The sequence below is a fragment of the Clostridium disporicum genome, assembly GCF_001405015.1.
Lineage (GTDB): Bacteria > Bacillota > Clostridia > Clostridiales > Clostridiaceae > Clostridium > Clostridium disporicum_B.
Window position 1 is genome coordinate 59,769 of sequence record NZ_CYZX01000008.1, and the last position, 18,367, is coordinate 78,135.

The window sequence follows — 18,367 nt, forward strand, 5'->3', positions numbered from 1 at the left end:
TTATTGTATTATTTTGACTTTATCCATATTTTTAAAAACACTAAACTAACTATAATAATTATTAAAAAAATAAAGTTACCTACATTAATGCTAGTAACTTTATTTCTTTGAAATCATCTATTTATAAGAATTTTTCTTTCCGCTAAAATGACAATACCTATCTTGTCTTTCTTCATATTTTCCTGGGCCAAACCTTTCATCTAAACTTAAATATCCTGTTACTCTGGATACTCCTTGAATATTACTTCCTTTGCAGTTTGGACAAGTTACTTCATGACTAAATAAATAATTACCACAATCCTTGCAATATCTTATATGAAAATTTATTCCTACATAGCTTATATTAGTTTCTTTATAAGCATAGTTTAATATATCCATGATAGTCTCCGGTGATGGCCTATCATCAACTTCTATATAAGATATATGTCCTGCGTTACAAAGCTTATGATAAGGTGCTTCAATATCAATTTTATCCTTTATTGATATTGGGTATTTTACTGGTATGTGATAACTATTAGTGTAATATTCCTTATCCGTTACACCTTCTATAATTCCATAAACCTTTTTATCATTTTTTATAAATTTTCCTGATAAGCCTTCTGCTGGAGTAGCATAACAGCTCCAATTTAAATTAGTCTCCTCAACTAATCTATCTGTATATTGCCTAATAAAACCTACTATCTTTAGTCCTAATTCTCTTGACTCTTTACTCTCACCATGATGCTTTCCAGTTAAAGCAACTAGTGCTTCAGCAAGGCCTATAAAACCAATTCCCCAAGTTCCTTGCTTTAATATTGGTTCAATAGAATCATCCTCTTTTAACCCTTCTGAGCCCCTTAGTAGTCCTTGACCTGCTACAAAAGGTAAGTCCTTAACTTTAAGATTTTTAAGAACTCCATATCTATTTAGGAGTGCTTCTTTTGCTAATGATAATCTTTGTTGTAATATTTCAAAAAACTTATCAATATTTTTTCCTGATTCTATAGCTACTCTTGGAAGGTTTATTGTAACTGGTGCTATATTTCCTCTTCCTTTACAACCTGGCTCTCCATTAACATTTTTCATTAAATAAGTCCTACATCCCATAGTTGCTGGCATATATCCCTTATCATAAAATTCTTTATTGAAATCTGCATCTATATTCATAAATGTAGGATTCATTCTTTTAGATGCTACTCTACATGCTAATTGATATAGATAATGATATGGATCTTTAGGCTCCCTATTTACACCTTCTTTTACTCTAAAAATGATATTAGGGAATATAGGTTGTTCTCCCTTTCCTAATCCTTTTTCATATTCTTCTAAAAATGCTTCGCATACAAGTGCAGCATCTCTTGTATATGGAATACCTAAATTTATAGAACTAAATGGAACCTGTGATCCTGCACGAGAATGCATAGTATTTAGATTAAATACTATTCCTTGCATAGCTTGATGAATTCTCTTATTTAATTTTTTTTCTACTAATTCATCTAATCTTTCCTCGTCAATTCCAAGCTCCTCTAATTCCTTTCTTATTTCTTGTCTTGTAGGTTCTATGAATACACTTATATCGTTATCGAAATCTGGATGAGATTGACCTCCAAACATATCATTTTGACTTGATTGAAGTAATATGCAAGAAAGTTCCGCTGCAGTTTCTATTCTTTTTGGAGGACATATTGTTCCATAACCTGTATTAAAGCCTTTTTCCAAAATCTCTTTTGTTGGTATATGAAGACAATTTATTGTAAGATTATAAGAGTCTAAATCATGAAAATATAACTCTCCATTTTCATGTGCCTTTGCTAAGTGCTTAGGCATAGTAGCTAAATTGTGCCATTTATTAGATTCAGAAGCTATTCTCAATAACTTTGAACTAAAATTATTCCCAACATTCGCGTTATCTCTATCAGTTTCGATTCCTATCTTATTAATCGCTTTCATCAAATCTGATTTTATCTCTCTAACTCGTGTTCTTTCAATTCTGTAAGTTGAATATACCTTTTGAATTTTTTCATATCCGCTATCATTTAAAGCTTTTTCAACTAAATTTTGTACTTCTTCTACAGATACTTTTTCTTTTCCAGTCATCTCTATATAATTTATAGCTTTTTGTACGATATCTAATACTTGGCTTTCTCTAAGGTTATATTCAATCTCCTTAGCAGCTTTTTTTATAGCATTAGCAATTTTATCTGAATTAAATCTTACTTCTCTACCATCCCTCTTTACCACATATAGCATTTTCTTCACTCCCTACACACAATATCTTGTATTATAATTATAATTTTTTTAAAATTTTAAAGCAATTTCGATTTACCTATATATCTGGTAATCTAGCCTTATTTTTGAATGTTTTTTTATTTTATCTTCCTTTTTTAACACTTATTAAATATGTCTATTTTATTTTAAATTGTACAAAATATATAACAGATATTATCAATACTGATAACTATATATACATTATCAATATTGATAATGATATCTTTTATGATATAATAAAATTAATAAAATAATTTCGGAGGATTAATTATGCAAAAAATTGCTTTAATAACCGATAGCGGTAGTGACCTAAGCTTAGAAGAACTTAGAGAATATAATGTAAACTTATTACCACTTAGAATTTCTTATTCTACTGGTGAATATCAAGATAAAATAGATATAAAAGCTAGTGATGTTTATGCGAACTTAGATAAAGAGGTACCAAAAACATCTTTACCAAGCCCAGAAACAACTGAAAAAATACTAACTAAATTAGAAGAAGAAGGATATACTCATGTAATAGCAATATGTATATCTGGTGGTCTTTCTGGAACAGCTAATTCATTAAGATTAAGCTTAGAAGATCATCCTAACCTTACTTCTTATGTTTACGATACTAAAATCTTAGCTTATCCTGAAGGTGAAATAGTTATAGAAGTATCAAAGCTTATAAAATCTGGAAAAACTTTCGAAGAAATAATCGAAGCTCTACCTAAAATTCGTGAAAAAATAACTGGTTACTTTACTATAGATACCTTAGAATATTTAAAAAAGGGTGGAAGAATCGGAAGAGTTGCCGGAACTCTTGGAGAAATGTTAAATTTAAAACCTATAATTACAACAGATGAAAATGGTGTATACTACAATATTGTTAAAGCTAGAGGCAGAAAACAAGCTTTATCAAAACTTACTGATATATTAAAAACACACCTTGCAAAAAACAAATGTGATGTAACTGTACTTCAAGGTGGTTGTGAAGCTGAAGCCATCAAATACATGGAGTCATTAAAAGGATTAGACAACATTAATAGCTTAAAACTTTCTGAAATCAGTCCTGCTCTTGGTGTACATGGCGGTCCAGGATTAATGGGCTTCTGTGTAAAGGTTGTTGATTAATAATTATGGCTAATTATGATTTTAGCAACATAGAAGATCTAAAGGCAGAAGAAAAGAGGCTCCATGAAGAGTATAAGCAAAAACTTTCTGAACTAAAAAAGGTTCAGAAAGAAAAAGAAGCTGTTGGGCAAGTATTCGCTAAAGGACTTTTACCTATATATGTTTTATATATATTAAGTATGGGACCTACTAACGGCAACGATATATCAACAAAAATATCTGAAAGAACAAAAGGACTTTGGTCTCCTAGTACTGGTGGTATATATCCATTATTAAAAAAGCTAGAAAAAGAAGGCCTAGTTGTTGGTGAATGGAATGATTTAAAAAAGAAAACTCAAAAATTGTATTCTTTAACTCCTCTGGGTGAAAAGGAGTTTTCTTACAGAAAATCTTTATTAAAGCCAAAGATTGAAGAATCTTTAAAAGTATTTAGATTAGTTTATGGTGATTTGTATTTATAAATTTTACACTTAAGGGAAAACCTTAGGTGTATTTTTTTTTAAAATTACATAAACTAACACAAAGTTATCTAAGGAGGAATAAATATGAAAGGAACTATTTTAGATTATACACCAACGGAAGTATTTGTCTTATTAGAAGATGACTCAGTTGTTACTCTACCATTATCATCATTCAGCCATACATCTCCAATAGGTAGTAATATAAGTTTAGATAGATTGTACAACGGCACTTATAGTATTAATTATAAACCTTCTAACATACATGATAAATCTATTGACTTTTTTTAGCAATTTATATAATATATCTTATATAAGGTGCTAGGGGTGCCAATTGGCTGAGAGATGATTTTATCATTAACCCTTCTTTACCTGATCTGGGTAATACCAGCGTAGGGAAGCTATATACGGATTTTTATTATTTTCGTTTAACTGGTACCTCTTGCGCAAAACAAGGAGGTATTTTTTTATGACAAATTTTCTAGCAACCTTATCAGAAAATTTTAAAACACTATTTAGTAGTCCATTAACACTACTAACATTACTTGCATGCGGTATTTTACTAATTGCATTTATCAAATTTAAATCTATAAAATTTAATGCTCAACTTATGGCTAGAATTGGACTAGCTTTAGCATTAGCTATCATATTAGATATGATAAAGCTTTACACATTCCCTAATGGTGGTGGAAGCGTATCTCTTGGTAGCATGATTCCTATATTTATAATCTCATATGTTTATGGACCATCTGTTGGGATATTTACAGGATTCCTTTTTGGCTTATTAAAGCTAATGATTAATCCGTATATATTAAGTCCTATTCAAGTACTATTTGATTATCCTCTTCCATTTATGGCTGTAGGGATAGCTGGCTTCTTTAGGGATAAAAAACTAATTGGAGCTACTGTAGGAATGTTTTTAAGATTTATATGCCACTTTATTTCTGGAGTTGTTTTCTTTGGTGAATATGCACCTGCTGGTATGTCTCCTGCAATATATTCATTAGCAGTAAATGGTCCAGCTGTAGGTGTAGAACTTTTAATTTGTTTAGTAATATTAGGATTACTACCTTTAAATCAAATATTAAAAACACTTAATCCAAGTTCAAATATTAATATATAAAAAAAGATGCCCATTAGGCATCTTTTTTTAATCTACTGATATTGCACTTACTGGACAGCTATTAGCTGCATCTTGTGCTTCATCTTCTTTTCCTGCTGGAACTTCATCCACTATTGTATGTGCTTTTCCGTCATCATTCATATCAAATACTTCTGGACAGATTGATGGACACATTCCACATCCAATACAAGTTTCTTGATCTACGTTTGCTTTCATAATTATCACCTCTTATAAAAAATCACAATACTAATTTTCCCCAGATGGTGATTTTTATGTATCGCTTTTTACTTTTTAATATAATCCTTCAAAAATTAAACTATATAAGCTATTATCTTTTATATATTCCTCTGCTCTTCCTTCGTTGACAGCCTCAGTTAATTCTAAGTTTATAGGTAATTCTCCTAATAAAGGCAATCCTAAATATTCTGCATGCTCCTCTGATGACTTATTGCTAAATACTTTTAATTTCTTATCACAATCTGTACATACTATATATGCCATATTCTCAATTAAACCTTTAATTTTTATATTCATTTTCTCAGCCATAGATACTACTTTCTTAACTATCATAGAAACCATATCTTGTGGCGTTGATACTACTACAAGCTCATATATAGGAAAACTTTGCATTATAGTTAGCGTTATATCTGAAGTTCCTGGTGGCATATCAATTATTAAGTAATCTAATTCTCCCCAATTTGTATCAGTAAACATTTGAGTAAGAACTCCAGTTACTACTGGTCCTCTCCATATAACTGGCTCATCTTCCTTTGGTATTAAAAGATTCATAGACATTACTTTTATTCCACTCTTAGTTATAACTGGTTCAAAAATCGCATTATTTTCATCCACAGCTATCATTCTAGCTCTTTGTTCATTTATACCAAAGAATCTTGGCATTGATGGTCCTGTTATATCGGCATCTAATACTCCAACCTTATATCCTTTTTTAGCTAAATTAACTGCTAAAATCCCTGATACTGTAGACTTTCCAACTCCACCTTTTCCACTTATAACTCCAATTACATTTTTTATTTTTCCATGTTTTATTGATATTTTTCCACAATTATTTTCTGCTGATTTACTAGCATTGCAGCTTGCTTTACTTGAACATGTTGAACAATTTCCCATTTCTCTCTCCTCCTTACCAATCTTTAGGTTTATTGTTTGCTTCACTTACTTTAATATTCCATTCCTTAAATTCATTCACTGCAGTTATGAAATATTCATCAGTGTATTTTTGTATTCTATCATTAACAGTTATCTTCGTTTTATAATTTGTACTATCATATCCTCTATTTTTAACTGTTATTACTAAATCAAAATTTTCATCATTGTTTTTTACTAAGTCTATATTAGGAGCTATTTTTCTAGCTTTTTCTAAAAAGCTCTTTAAATCAATTGAAAATACGTATTTTAAACATTCAATATCTCCTTGAATATTTATTCCTATATTATAATCACTTAGCTTTATTTTATCTTTAATAACATTTAATACATCTAAAATTGATTGATAGTATATATAATCAAAATCTCTTGGTTTTCTTATAAATGAAAGATTCTGTATTATTCCTTCATCTAACCTCTTAGATGTTGTGAAAATATCATTATCATTGTAAAAATTACCTTCATCAGAACCAACTACATAATAAAAGTTTCTTACTTCTTCACCTATTTGAAATTCAAATATATAATCAGGCTCTAATGTTGACTTACTTTCGCTTACTTTTGATTTTGCTAAGAGTTGATACATATTTTTTATAGCACTATCCTCTGTTACAATAAACTTAAAACCTGGATCTCTAGTACTTTGAATACTAATTTTACTTACATTATTATTATTTAAAAACTCAAAATACTCATTCCTAATTCCAAATTTTTTCTCTATACTTTCTATAGGATTACATCCTCCTAAGATAGTCATAGTTACTAGAAAAATTGATAACAAAGTTACTTTTGCTTTTCTTGTCATTTTTTTCTCCTTTATATACCTTTTAATTAAAGTAATTAGGAGAAGTATAAATACTTCTCCTAATTATAAATAATTATAATACTTTAATTAATTAATCGCAAACATTAATGTTACATATTTCCTATACATTTCCCAATTATTGCATAGGAACAACCACAGTTGAGTTCTTATAATCATAGAACATTAACCAACATCCTACTTCATCACTGTCATTATCATTTACCCATGTAACAAATCCAGTCTTTCCATCATAAGGTTGTTCATCTTTATCTTTCTTTCCTGGAATTCCATAAACTATATATTTTAAGTTTCCTTCAGAATCACATTTATATCCTAACATAAAATATCCATGTTTTTTAATATAAGGATAGTAGTTAAGCATAGGATAATACGCTAAAGTATATTTATTATAATTAGACATATTACACATTTCATATAAATCATTTACAGGAACCTTATACCATTTTGTATATTTAACTTCCTTATATTTACCCTTACATCTTTCGAATCCGTTAGCTACTGCTTCAAAATATTCTCCTATACTACCTCTTATATCAGAAGCATCTGGGTCAAATTCCTTAACGGCTTCTATTTGTTCTTCATACTCTTCAAACTTACCTCTTAAGTTTTCCCTAGGAACATATGGAACTTCCTCTACCTTCGGCTCTTCTACTTTTTCTTCTTCTACTTTAGTCTCTTCTGTATTTACTTCTTCTGCCCTAGGTTCTTCTTGAACCTTATCATTATTATCATCTTTACTAATTGAAGAAATTTCTACAGGTTTATCATCATCATCTCTCTTTTTATGTTCACACTTATCTGATTTCTTTTCTGATTTTTTATCTGACTTTTTATCATCCTTACAGTCATCTTTCTTAGGCTTTTTCTCCATAGTTATTGGTTTATGTTCATTGCATTTTACAACCTTATAATTCTTCCAATTGTCTGAAGGTTGTTCACTATTTAAAAATCCACACATAACATATATAGGTAGTCCATCTTTCATTTTAGTCACAGCAGCTCCACATATCTTATCAAAGCTAACTCCTAATCCACCTATATTAGACGCATCATACTCTTTTGTTATTTCTCCCTTACCAGTATCACTTATTACTATTTTTCCAAGATCGATTATTTGTTTGCAATCTTTCTTACAGCAGATAAGTACCATATGATAATCATCAGTATCTTTTTTCAAGTTTTGAGCATAGAAAGAAACTTTGCATTTTTCTGCTCTTGCTTCAATCTTAGAATATCCTGATAGCGTTTTACCTGTTGCATTAGAATATCCTCTCTCGTCTTCTTGCAATATTATAAAGTTTCTATACAATTTATTGTTACTTGCCACTCTATAGAACCTCCAATTTATATAAATTCCATATATTATATGCATTGCATAGCCAAATATGTTAATAATTAAAACTGAAGAATTTATAATTATTAATTAATGAAAAAAGCCAGCTTTCGCTGACTTTAATTATTAATTATTTAAATTATTTCATTTATACAATTAGATAATGTTGCAAATTCTTGTATAGTTAGTGTTTCTCCTCTTCTCTTAGGATCAACTCCAGCCTTTTCAAATGCCTCTTCTAATTTTTCTTTTGCTGGTCCAATGCTCTTTACGCCATTCCATAAAGTTTTTCTTCTCATATTAAATGAATTTCTTATTATATCAAAGAATAATTTTTCATTATCTACCTTTACTTTTGGTTCATCAAGTTTATCTAATCTTATAACTATAGAATCTACCTTTGGTCTTGGTATAAAACAAGCAGGTGGTACTTTTCTAACAATCTTAGTATTACAATAGTATTGAACCAATAAAGTTAATGCACCATAATCCTTATTACCAGGTTCTGCATTCATTCTCTCTGCTACTTCCTTTTGAATCATTATAGTTAATGATTTAAACTTATGCTTTTCCTTCAATAGCTTTACTATTATTGGAGTTGTAACATAATATGGAAGATTAGCAACTAGTTTTACGCTTTTCTCGTCACCTATTATCTCATCAAAGTTTACTTTTAATGCATCATTATGTATAAGACTAAAATTAGAATATCCTCCTAATTCTTCTGTAAGTATTGGTATTAGGGTATCATCTAATTCTATAGCTACAACTCTTTTAGCTATTTTTAATAATTGAGCTGTTAATGTACCTACCCCTGGTCCTATTTCTATAACTAAATCCTCTGGACCAACATCAGCTCCATCTACTATGTCTCTTGGAACAGATTGATCTACTAAAAAGTTTTGTCCTAAGCTTTTAGTAAATTTAAAATTATATTTTTTAACCAATTCGGCTGTTTTTACATCTTGTATATCCATCTATTTACCCTCTTCTAATTTTTTATCTATTTTATTTATAGCATTTATAAATTCTTCTTTAGTAATTCCGTAATTATTTAATCTAGATAACATTTGATTTGCATTACCATATCCTATTCCTAGCTCTTTTCCTAGTTCAATTCTTCTTGCCTTAGAATTACTATCTCCAGTAAGCTTGAAATAAATCATATCCTCATAATCAAATACTTTTTCTTTTACTTCTAATGTTACCTTAGCTCTATTTAATGCTTCTATTATAACTTCAGGAGTTGCATTTTCTACACCTATATCATCGCCCTTAATTCCGTCTTCTTGAGCAATATAAGCATGCTTTATCCCTGGCACTCTTTTAGCTATTATTTTTCTTATTTTTTCTCCAGCGAAATCTGGATCAGTAAGAACTATTACACCTTTTCTCTTTTGGGCTTCTTTAATTCTTGCTATTACCTTTGCATTAATTCCAAATCCACCAACTGCTATCATTTCTGCATCTACTGCTTGCTTTACTGCAGTAATATCGTCTCTTCCCTCTACTACTATAACTTCTTTAATCAAAGTACTATCTTCCTTTCATAGTATATCTTATATTACTGTATCCCTATATCTCTATTATGTCAAACTTTATAATAGCAAATCCACTCTTATAAAAAATTAGAATTTACATTTTTTATAATATATATTTTTATTTGTACACATATAAAAAGAGGCTAGTCCAAACTAACCTCTTTCCTTTACCATTCTCCTGGATAAGCTAATATATATACAGGCACACCATATTTTCTACCCCAACTGGTAGCGTGATCGTGACTATTTACATATATATCAATTATACTTCCTTGAATAGCTCCTCCTGTATCTGCGGCAACAGCTTTTCCATAGCCATCAACATATACTAATGATCCTAGCGGAATTACTCTTGGATCGACAGCTATAGTACTTATACCATTAGGGTTGTACACTGGAACAGTTCCAGTAGCGGTGATTCCATCACCTGTATAAGCTGTAGACTCACAATACAGAAGTTCTTTATAATCAAGAACCTCTCCACTTCTACTTGCGAAGGTCCTTCTTGTCCCTTGAACAATTATTTTATTTACTGGTTCGGCTACTACCTTAGAACCTACTACTTCTCTAGAAACCTCTTTGCCATCTTTTTTCAGTATTCTATAAGTAATTTCTTTTTGCCCAGGAACTCCTTCTTGTCTAATTTCTTCAACACTTATGTCTAAACTTCCATCTTCTTCTGTAACTGTATCAAATTGAATTGTCTCAGTTGCGACTTCTTTTACCTCTTCAACCTTAACTAATTTAATTTGTAAATTCTTTTGTATTTTTGTATCAAGATTAGGCTCAACCTCATCTATATTCTTTATAAATTCAATTCCTTGTGACTTAAGCGCTTCGTATTCAGCATCTAACATATCTTCTACAGTTTTTTCAGCTGTTAAAATTGATAATTCCTTATCCATTGTTATTAACTGAACCTCTACAGCTTTCGTAATTGTTATCTTTTCACCTTCTGATAATCTGTCATCTAAAGCTGGCTGCACTTTGTCCTTTTCAGTAAGTTCTATTCCTTGATCTAATACTAGATCTTTAACAGTCCCTTTAAATGTTGTAACTTTTACTTCATTTCCATCTACAACTAACGTTACAGTTTTTCTCAGACTCGCTACAGATAATGCTATAACTACCGTCACAATAGCACATAACAAAATCTTTGCCTTAGGACTATTAGAAAAATTTCTTTTAAGGTATTCCTTACATTTTTCTATCATCTACCTAAACCTCCTTTGGCAAGAGTGTATTTGAATTATATTATAATTCAATACTTTTTGTCAAATTTACCACTCTTACTATATTTAACTACTAAAAATATACCACTGTACATAAAAAATAAAATAAATAAAATGATAGCTGTTTTTATAGTTATTAAAATGTTAAGTTTTTGATGATATTATGTTAATTGTGATGGAAATAAAAGGAAAATCTGTAGTATTATTTTACTTTACTTTTCTCTTGAAATCAACCTCTCAAAATTCTCATTTAATTTGATATTTGCATTAATCGGGTCAATTTTCTTTATTTCAGCTATTTGTTCTATTATATATTCAATATAATCCGATTTATTCCTTTTTCCTCTATTAGGTACTGGTGCCATATAAGGGCAATCAGTTTCAACTAATAATCTATCAATAGGAATTTCATCCACTACTTCTACTATTTTTTTAGCATTTTTAAATGTAACTACTCCTGTTACTCCTATATAGTAACCTAATTTTACACATTCTTTAGCAAATTCTACACTACCTGAAAAACAATGAACTATCCCCTTAACCTCTGGATATTCCTTCATTATATCTAGTGTATCTTTATGTGCATCCCTATCATGAATAACAACTGGAAGTTTTAACTCTCTAGCTAATTCCATCTGTTCTCTAAAGACTCTTTTTTGAGTTTCTCTATCTGGATTCTCTTCCCAATAATAATCTAATCCTATTTCTCCAATAGCTAATATCTTTTTATTAGAATTAGCCTTTTCTATAATCTCAGCTCTAACGTCTTCATTATAATCATAAGCATCACTTGGATGTATCCCTAATGCCCCATATATAAAATCATACTTTAATGTTAATTCATTAGTTGTAGTTAAGCTTTTTCTAGAGCAAGCACAATTTAATACTCCTATAACTCCAGCTTCTTGAATCTGTTTTAATACCTCTTCTCTATCTTCATCAAAAGCCTCATCATCATAGTGAGCATGTGTATCAAAAATCTTATATTTAGGTTCCATAATATATCTCCTTATTTTTCAATTTAAATCATTATTCTTATTATACCAAAGCTCAAAATTTTGATAAGTATATAAACATTAAATTTCAATCTTCTATATTCTTATGTGGAACAAGAATAGGAACAAGCTCCATTTTTTCCTATACGCGTGTATATGCGTGTACGCGCACCTATAATTACTTATTATTTATTATTCGTTCTTAATATATAATTCTTGTTCCCTTGTTCCAAACATTAATCAATCCTAGTATTTTAACCACTTCCCATATGGAACAACAAAAGGAACAAGACCGATTCTTGTTCCTCTTGTTCCACATATTATTCTATTTTTAAAAAGAATTGCTCTACTTTTAAAACTTGTTCCAAGCTCGTTCCACTTCTTGTTCCAATTTCCTTTATGATGTAACACCTCTCATTAATTGAATCTTACATAAAATGAACCTTTATAATCATTTAGATAAACTTCTACCTTTTGTCCTGGTTCTACAAACATTCCTTCAGTAAATTCTTCAGCTGAAATTTTATCTGTTTCTGATTTTAAATTTCCATCTTTATCGTATACCTTCACCACTATATCGCCTTTTTCTCTTTCTCCCTTACACCAAAAGCTATGCTGATTAGATGTAATTGTATATTCTAAAACGTCTGTTGTTCTTTCATTAAATACCCTACCTTGATATCCGCTTGTATCAAAAGTGTTAATCTCTTCGGTGTAGCTTCCAGTAATTCCAGAGAAACTAACGTAGCTTACTACGAACATACCCACAAATAAAATTGCTAATACTACTATTATAGAAACTACTATTATAATAGGTTTATTATTTATTTTTCTTTTACTATTAGTTATTTCATCAGGTAGTTCTGTTGTACAATTAGGACAGAATCTCCACCCCGGTTGAACATTTTGTCCACAGTTAGGACAAAAGTTTCCACACCTTTCCCCACAGTATGGGCATAACTTTAAGTCTTTTGGTACTTCTTTTCCACAGTTATTGCATCTTCTTCTATCGCTTCTACTAACTATTGCATAAACTATAATTCCAACTGGAAATGCTATAAATGCAGCTATAGTCCATAGCCACCAATACTCTTCTCCTCTTTTTCTTGAATCAAGAGCAACCCAAATAGCTTGCCATATAAATAATCCAAAAATTATAGCCATAAAAATCATTGGCATAAACATAATTAACATAAAATTTCTCCCCCTTTTCTAATAAGACTTCTTTCTTTTTATTATAGGTATAATAAGTAACATCATCATTGATACAGAAACAAAATAATATCCTATAATTAATTTAGGTATATTCATAATCCTTTTATCAATAACTGCTATCCTAGGCATAATTATAGCTAAGCATGTTATTAGTGATACAAATACAACTATTAATATAGAAATAAAAATCGCTCTTTTTACTCTCTTTCTTTCACGCTTTTTATCAAACTGTTTATCTACTATAGAAAATATGTCTAACTCTTTTATATATCCTAACTTATCTAAGCTTTCATCATTTAACATATTACTATCATCCATTTATATCACACCTCACTTCCTACTAATTTCTTTTTTAACCTTGATGCAGTATAGAACACTCTAGATTTTACAGTTCCCTCAGAACATTTAAATACCTTAGAGATTTCTTCATAAGAATATCCATAATAATGTTTCAATATAAATGATATTCGTTTTTCATAAGGCATTTTTTTCAACTCTTTAAGCATCTCTTCCACTTGTAGCCTATCTAATATAGTGTCGGTTTCATTATTTTCAATGTGGCTTAACTCTATTTCACAACTATAATCTATTTTTTTATTTTTTCTTATAATATCTCTATAATAATTAATAGATATTGATATTAACCATGATTGAAATTTCGATTTCCCTTTGAACTTATTTATATTAACAACAGCTTTTAAGCAAACTTCTTGAACTATATCTTGAGTTAGATCTTCATTAGCAGTCATTTTCAGGGTAAATCCATATAGAGCTTTATAATTATTCTGAAGCAATATGTTCATGGCATGTTTATTGCCATCTTGAGCTTTTTTGATTAGCTCTATCTCCTCCACTCTTAATACCCCCTTAAATTAACTTTCATTATTAAGACGTAATATCTTCAAAATAGTTCATTTTAATTTCAAAAAATTTTGTTAATATTTTCTTTCCTTTTTTGACACTTAATTGACACAAAGAAAGGGTAATATAATACTTGTAAAGTAGTTAAAGCATTATTATTTACCCCTAAAAAACCACCTTAAATGAAACTCAAAATCTCTGATTTTATTAGTTGAAGTTACATTTCAGTAGAAAGAGTTTCCTTATAAAGAATGGTAACTAGAGCCGACGTCCCCCAACTTAGGCTCTAGTTTTTTTTAATTTCTTTTCTCTTTTAATCTTAAAACTTCATCAATAGCTCTTCTTTTATCAATTCTCTTTAGTTCTAAATCAACCTCTTTTAATATTCCATCTCTTTTTTCTATAAAACTCCATATAGGTTCATTAATACTTAAGGAAGTTCTTATATTTTCACAAATATTAGGCATAAATGGTTCCAATAAATTAGCTATATTAGCTACTATTTGAATATTATTATAGACCTTATTCTTGCAGTAATCAGGATTCTTCTCTGCCATGTCCCATAATAAATTTTCTTTAAAATCTTTATTAGCCTTTCTGCAAAAAGCCATTATATTATTTAACGCACTATTAAAATGCCCCTCTTCAATATCGTCTCCAACGCTAAAATATAAATCTAAAATTTCATTTTTTAAACTTTCCTCTATAATTCCACTTGGTATTCTCGGCCCATAATTTTTTCTTGAGAAAGTTATGACCCTTTGTACATAGTGCGAAAAAGTACTTACCAAATCAAAATTATTTACATTTATATAATCCCTCCATGAAAAATCAGTATCCTTATCTTCTGGAGAGTTTAGCATAAGATAATATCTAAAACTATCTACGTTATAATTCTTTGTAATATAATCAGCCCATAATGCCCAATTCTTAACTGATGAGAATGGTTTTCCTTCTAGTTTTAAATGCTCACTTGATATCATTCTTAAATTAGGATTTTTAATTCCTACTCCACATAAAATAGCTGGGAAAATAACAGTATGGAAAGGTATATTATCTTTTCCGTGAACAAAATAAACCCTTGAATCATCTCCGCTCCAATATTCTTTCCAATCCTCTCCTCTTTCACTTAGACATTTCATACTGGCAGTAAGATATCCCATTACCGCTTCAATCCATACATATATTTTTTTATCTTCATATCCGTCTAACGGTACATCAACGCCCCAATTAAAATCTCTTGTTACAGCTCTATCCCTTAATCCTTCATCAAGATATCTTTTTAATATTTTTTTGGCATTTTCTCTCCATCCATCTTCATTATCAAATATGTACTTTACATCATCCTCAAACTTAGATAAAGCAAAGAATAAATGTTTTGACCCATCTACTATTTCTTCATATATATATCCTTTTTCATATAAATCTAAAATAAATTTTTTTACCTTTTCTTGGTGATATTCAGAATGAGTTTTTTCAAAAATATCAAAAGAAAATCCTAAAGATTTAAAACATTTTTGAAATTCCTTATGATATTTTTCTACAGCTTCTAACGGAGATATCCCCTCTTCTTCTGCTCTATTAGTAACAGGAGTACCATGACAGTCAGTTCCTGATATAAATACAACATTATCTCCCATCATTCTATGATACCTAGCTAAAATGTCCCCAGGTAACCATACAGCAATTCTTCCTAAATGAAGTGGTCCATTAGCATAAGGCCATGCATTTCCTATAATTATATTCATTAAATAACCCCCTTTTATTGCTACAAAGATGAAAAGTTCACCTACAGTGAAAGTGAAAATATTGCTTTAGCAAAACTTTTCACTATAAAATAAGGAGCCTAATGGCTCCTTTGTTTTAAGTGAAACTTCCTCTATCGTCAAATCAATACACTTATAGTGTAACTTCAAGATACCCAATCACAGACTTGAGCTTTTAGTCAAATTCGACTAACTAAATCAGAGATTTAAAGTCTAGAGGAAACACCTACTCACATACGTTCGTCTGTGTAAGTTCGACTAACTAAATCAGAGATTTAGAGTCTTAGAGGAAACACCGACTCACATCCGTTCGTAGGTGTAAGTTCGACTAGCTAAATCAGAGATTTAGAGTCTCACTTATCTTACTTGGCTTCCTGTTGGTAGTTCACCTGGACTTACTAGGTTTAATACACTATCATCGTCTGTAGCTGCAGCAAGTATCATACCTTGAGATAATTCTCCTCTTAATGTTACTGGCTTTAAGTTAGCTACTAAAACAACATATTTTCCTACTAATTCTTCTGGTTTATAGAATTTAGCTATTCCTGATACTACCTGTCTTTCTTCACCATTTAAATCTACTTTTAATTTTAATAATTTTTTTGCTCCCTTGATTGGTTCACAAGCAGTTACTTTAACTACTCTTAAGTCAAGCTTAGCAAAATCATCTATTGTGATTTCCTCTTTAATTGGAGTTATCTCTCTCTTTTCTTCAACTTTTTGTTGTGCTGCTAATTGTTCTGCTTTTTTCTTTTCAACTACCTCTAATATTGCTTTTACATCTAGTCTTGGGAAAATTGCTTCACCTCTATTAACCTTTGTTCCAGCAGCTGTTCCATCAAATGAATGTAAGCTTTCTAAATCTGTTTTTGAAATATTAACTTGTTCATTGATTTTTGCACTTGTTTCTGGTAAGAATGGTGCAATTAAGCTTGATATAAATCTTATACTTTCACATAAGTTATAAAGCACTGTAGCAAGTCTATCCTTTTGAGATTCATCTTTTCCAAGAACCCAAGGAGTAGTTTCATCTATATATTTATTTGTTCTTCTAATTAAGTTCCATATTTGATCTAAAGCATCTGCAATTCTTAAATGCTCCATCTTATCTGCAACTTTTTTAGGAGTTTCAAGCGCTAATGAGATAAGCTCATCATCCACAGCTTCTTTAACCATTGGTACTGGAATTACTCCATCAAAATACTTTTCAACCATTGTAACTGTTCTAGAAACAAGGTTTCCTAAAGTATTAGCTAAATCTGAGTTAACTCTTTCAGTAACTAATTCCCAAGTGATTGTTCCGTCATTATCGAATGGCATTTCATGAAGAACGAAGTAACGAACTGCATCAACACCAAATAATTCTACTAAATCATCAGCGTATATAACATTACCTTTAGACTTACTCATTTTTCCGTCACCTTGTAATAACCATGGATGACCGAAAATTTGCTTTGGTAATGGAATATCAAGAGCCATTAACATAATTGGCCAGTAAATAGTATGGAATCTTAAAATATCCTTACCTATTAAGTGTAAATCTGCTGGCCAGAATTTTGTATACGCTTCTGCATGATTTCCATCTAAATCATATCCTAAACCAGTTATATAGTTTGAAAGAGCATCAAGCCATACATATACAACGTGTTTATCATCAAAATCAACTGGAATACCCCACTTAAATGATGTCCTTGATACACATAAATCTTGTAATCCTGGTAATAAGAAGTTGTTCATCATTTCATTTTTGCGTGATTCTGGTTGAATAAACTCTGGATGAGTGTTTATATGCTCAATTAATCTATCTGTATATTTGCTAAGCTTTAAGAAATATGCTTCTTCTTGAGCTGGTTGAACTTCTCTTCCACAGTCAGGACACTTACCATCAACTAATTGTGATGAAGTAAAGAAAGATTCACATGGTGTACAATATAATCCTTCATAGTGACCTTTATATATATCCCCTTGTTCGTAAAGCTTCTTGAATATTTTTTGAACTTGTTTTTCATGATACTCATCAGTTGTTCTGATAAATTTATCATAAGAAGTATTCATTAAATCCCAAATTCCTTTAATTTCACCTGCTATATTATCAACAAATTCCTTTGGTGTAATACCAGCTTCTTGAGCTTTTAACTCAATTTTTTGACCATGTTCGTCTGTTCCTGTTTGGAATTGAACATCATAGCCTTGTAATCTCTTATATCTTGCTATACTATCAGCTAAAACTACCTCATAAGTATTACCTATATGTGGCTTACCTGAAGTATATGCAATTGCAGTAGTTATATAATATGGTTTTTTAGTCATATTTCTTCCTCCTTTTTTCTAATTAATAATTAAGATATAGGAATTTAAATTTTGATATTTTCGTTAAATATTCACTTCTAATTATTAATTTTTAATTATAAAAAAATCCTCTATATAGGTTAATTACCCATATAGAGGCGTTATATACGCGTTACCACTCTATTTTTACATTTATCT

Annotated in this window: 19 protein-coding genes, 1 riboswitch and 1 other annotated feature (1 of these 21 running past the window's edge); of the genes, 4 read left to right on the plus strand and 15 right to left on the minus strand. The window is 30.0% G+C overall.

All coding sequences use genetic code 11. From position 1 onward, the window contains the following. Window positions 1-117 precede the first annotated feature (117 nt). A complete protein-coding gene (gene nrdD / locus ARA56_RS06870) occupies window positions 118-2,229 on the minus strand; it encodes an anaerobic ribonucleoside-triphosphate reductase (RefSeq protein ID WP_055265087.1) in 2,112 nt (703 codons plus the stop codon). 288 nt (window positions 2,230-2,517) lie between these two features. On the opposite strand from nrdD, the gene ARA56_RS06875 reads away from it, so the two are divergent. The 4 genes from ARA56_RS06875 to thiT all read left to right on the plus strand — a co-directional run bounded on the left by ARA56_RS06875 (window position 2,518) and on the right by thiT (window position 4,944). Beyond that, a complete protein-coding gene (locus ARA56_RS06875; protein ID WP_055265089.1) occupies window positions 2,518-3,363 on the plus strand; it encodes a DegV family protein in 846 nt (281 codons plus the stop codon). Between the two features lie 5 nt (window positions 3,364-3,368). Next, window positions 3,369-3,824, plus strand: coding sequence for a PadR family transcriptional regulator (locus ARA56_RS06880; RefSeq protein ID WP_055265091.1), 456 nt, complete (start codon window positions 3,369-3,371; stop codon window positions 3,822-3,824). Window positions 3,825-3,908: 84 nt separating this feature from the next. Then, window positions 3,909-4,112, plus strand: coding sequence for a hypothetical protein (locus ARA56_RS06885; protein WP_055265093.1), 204 nt, complete (start codon window positions 3,909-3,911; stop codon window positions 4,110-4,112). Window positions 4,113-4,134: 22 nt separating this feature from the next. Further along, window positions 4,135-4,237: riboswitch (TPP riboswitch) on the plus strand. Window positions 4,238-4,290: 53 nt separating this feature from the next. After that, the gene (gene thiT, locus ARA56_RS06890; protein ID WP_055265095.1) at window positions 4,291-4,944 is read left to right on the plus strand and encodes an energy-coupled thiamine transporter ThiT; all 654 of its coding nucleotides are present in this window, start codon (window positions 4,291-4,293) and stop codon (window positions 4,942-4,944) included. Window positions 4,945-4,971: 27 nt separating this feature from the next. On the opposite strand, the gene ARA56_RS06895 is transcribed toward thiT, so the two are convergent. The 14 genes from ARA56_RS06895 to metG all read right to left on the minus strand — a co-directional run bounded on the left by ARA56_RS06895 (window position 4,972) and on the right by metG (window position 18,190). Beyond that, window positions 4,972-5,160 (minus strand): ferredoxin, encoded by a 189-nt coding sequence (locus ARA56_RS06895; protein WP_055265097.1) that lies wholly within the window; start codon window positions 5,158-5,160, stop codon window positions 4,972-4,974. 75 nt (window positions 5,161-5,235) lie between these two features. Then, a complete protein-coding gene (locus ARA56_RS06900; protein WP_055265099.1) occupies window positions 5,236-6,075 on the minus strand; it encodes an Mrp/NBP35 family ATP-binding protein in 840 nt (279 codons plus the stop codon). A 13-nt stretch (window positions 6,076-6,088) separates the two neighbouring features. After that, window positions 6,089-6,916, minus strand: a complete 828-nt coding sequence (locus ARA56_RS06905) for a YhfM domain-containing protein (RefSeq protein ID WP_055265101.1) — start codon at window positions 6,914-6,916, stop codon at window positions 6,089-6,091. A 136-nt stretch (window positions 6,917-7,052) separates the two neighbouring features. After that, window positions 7,053-8,264, minus strand: coding sequence for a DUF7922 domain-containing protein (locus tag ARA56_RS06910; RefSeq protein ID WP_055265103.1), 1,212 nt, complete (start codon window positions 8,262-8,264; stop codon window positions 7,053-7,055). Between the two features lie 140 nt (window positions 8,265-8,404). After that, on the minus strand, window positions 8,405-9,247 hold the full coding sequence (gene rsmA / locus ARA56_RS06915) for a 16S rRNA (adenine(1518)-N(6)/adenine(1519)-N(6))-dimethyltransferase RsmA (RefSeq protein WP_055265105.1): 843 nt from the start codon (window positions 9,245-9,247) through the stop codon (window positions 8,405-8,407). After that, window positions 9,248-9,802, minus strand: coding sequence for a ribonuclease M5 (gene rnmV / locus ARA56_RS06920; RefSeq protein ID WP_055265107.1), 555 nt, complete (start codon window positions 9,800-9,802; stop codon window positions 9,248-9,250). A gap of 176 nt (window positions 9,803-9,978) precedes the next feature. Continuing rightward, window positions 9,979-11,025 (minus strand): 3D domain-containing protein, encoded by a 1,047-nt coding sequence (locus ARA56_RS06925; protein ID WP_055265109.1) that lies wholly within the window; start codon window positions 11,023-11,025, stop codon window positions 9,979-9,981. Window positions 11,026-11,255: 230 nt separating this feature from the next. Next, entirely contained in the window at window positions 11,256-12,041 is a 786-nt protein-coding gene (locus ARA56_RS06930) for a TatD family hydrolase (RefSeq protein WP_055265111.1), read from the minus strand. A 243-nt stretch (window positions 12,042-12,284) separates the two neighbouring features. Continuing rightward, window positions 12,285-12,449 carry a hypothetical protein gene (locus ARA56_RS16635; protein ID WP_156334259.1) on the minus strand — a complete coding sequence of 55 codons (165 nt, stop codon included), beginning with the start codon at window positions 12,447-12,449 and terminating at the stop codon, window positions 12,285-12,287. Window positions 12,450-12,455: 6 nt separating this feature from the next. Further along, on the minus strand, window positions 12,456-13,232 hold the full coding sequence (locus ARA56_RS06935) for a zinc ribbon domain-containing protein (protein ID WP_055265113.1): 777 nt from the start codon (window positions 13,230-13,232) through the stop codon (window positions 12,456-12,458). An 18-nt stretch (window positions 13,233-13,250) separates the two neighbouring features. Continuing rightward, a complete protein-coding gene (locus ARA56_RS06940) occupies window positions 13,251-13,571 on the minus strand; it encodes a hypothetical protein (protein WP_055265115.1) in 321 nt (106 codons plus the stop codon). Window positions 13,572-13,576: 5 nt separating this feature from the next. Then, a complete protein-coding gene (locus tag ARA56_RS06945) occupies window positions 13,577-14,107 on the minus strand; it encodes a sigma-70 family RNA polymerase sigma factor (RefSeq protein WP_055265117.1) in 531 nt (176 codons plus the stop codon). Between the two features lie 303 nt (window positions 14,108-14,410). After that, entirely contained in the window at window positions 14,411-15,862 is a 1,452-nt protein-coding gene (locus ARA56_RS06950) for a methionine--tRNA ligase (RefSeq protein ID WP_055265119.1), read from the minus strand. 375 nt (window positions 15,863-16,237) lie between these two features. Next, complete coding sequence (gene metG / locus ARA56_RS06955; protein WP_055265121.1) at window positions 16,238-18,190, minus strand: methionine--tRNA ligase; 1,953 nt, start codon at window positions 18,188-18,190, stop codon at window positions 16,238-16,240. Between the two features lie 130 nt (window positions 18,191-18,320). Next, window positions 18,321-18,367, minus strand: a binding site (T-box leader) (it continues 191 nt past the right edge of the window).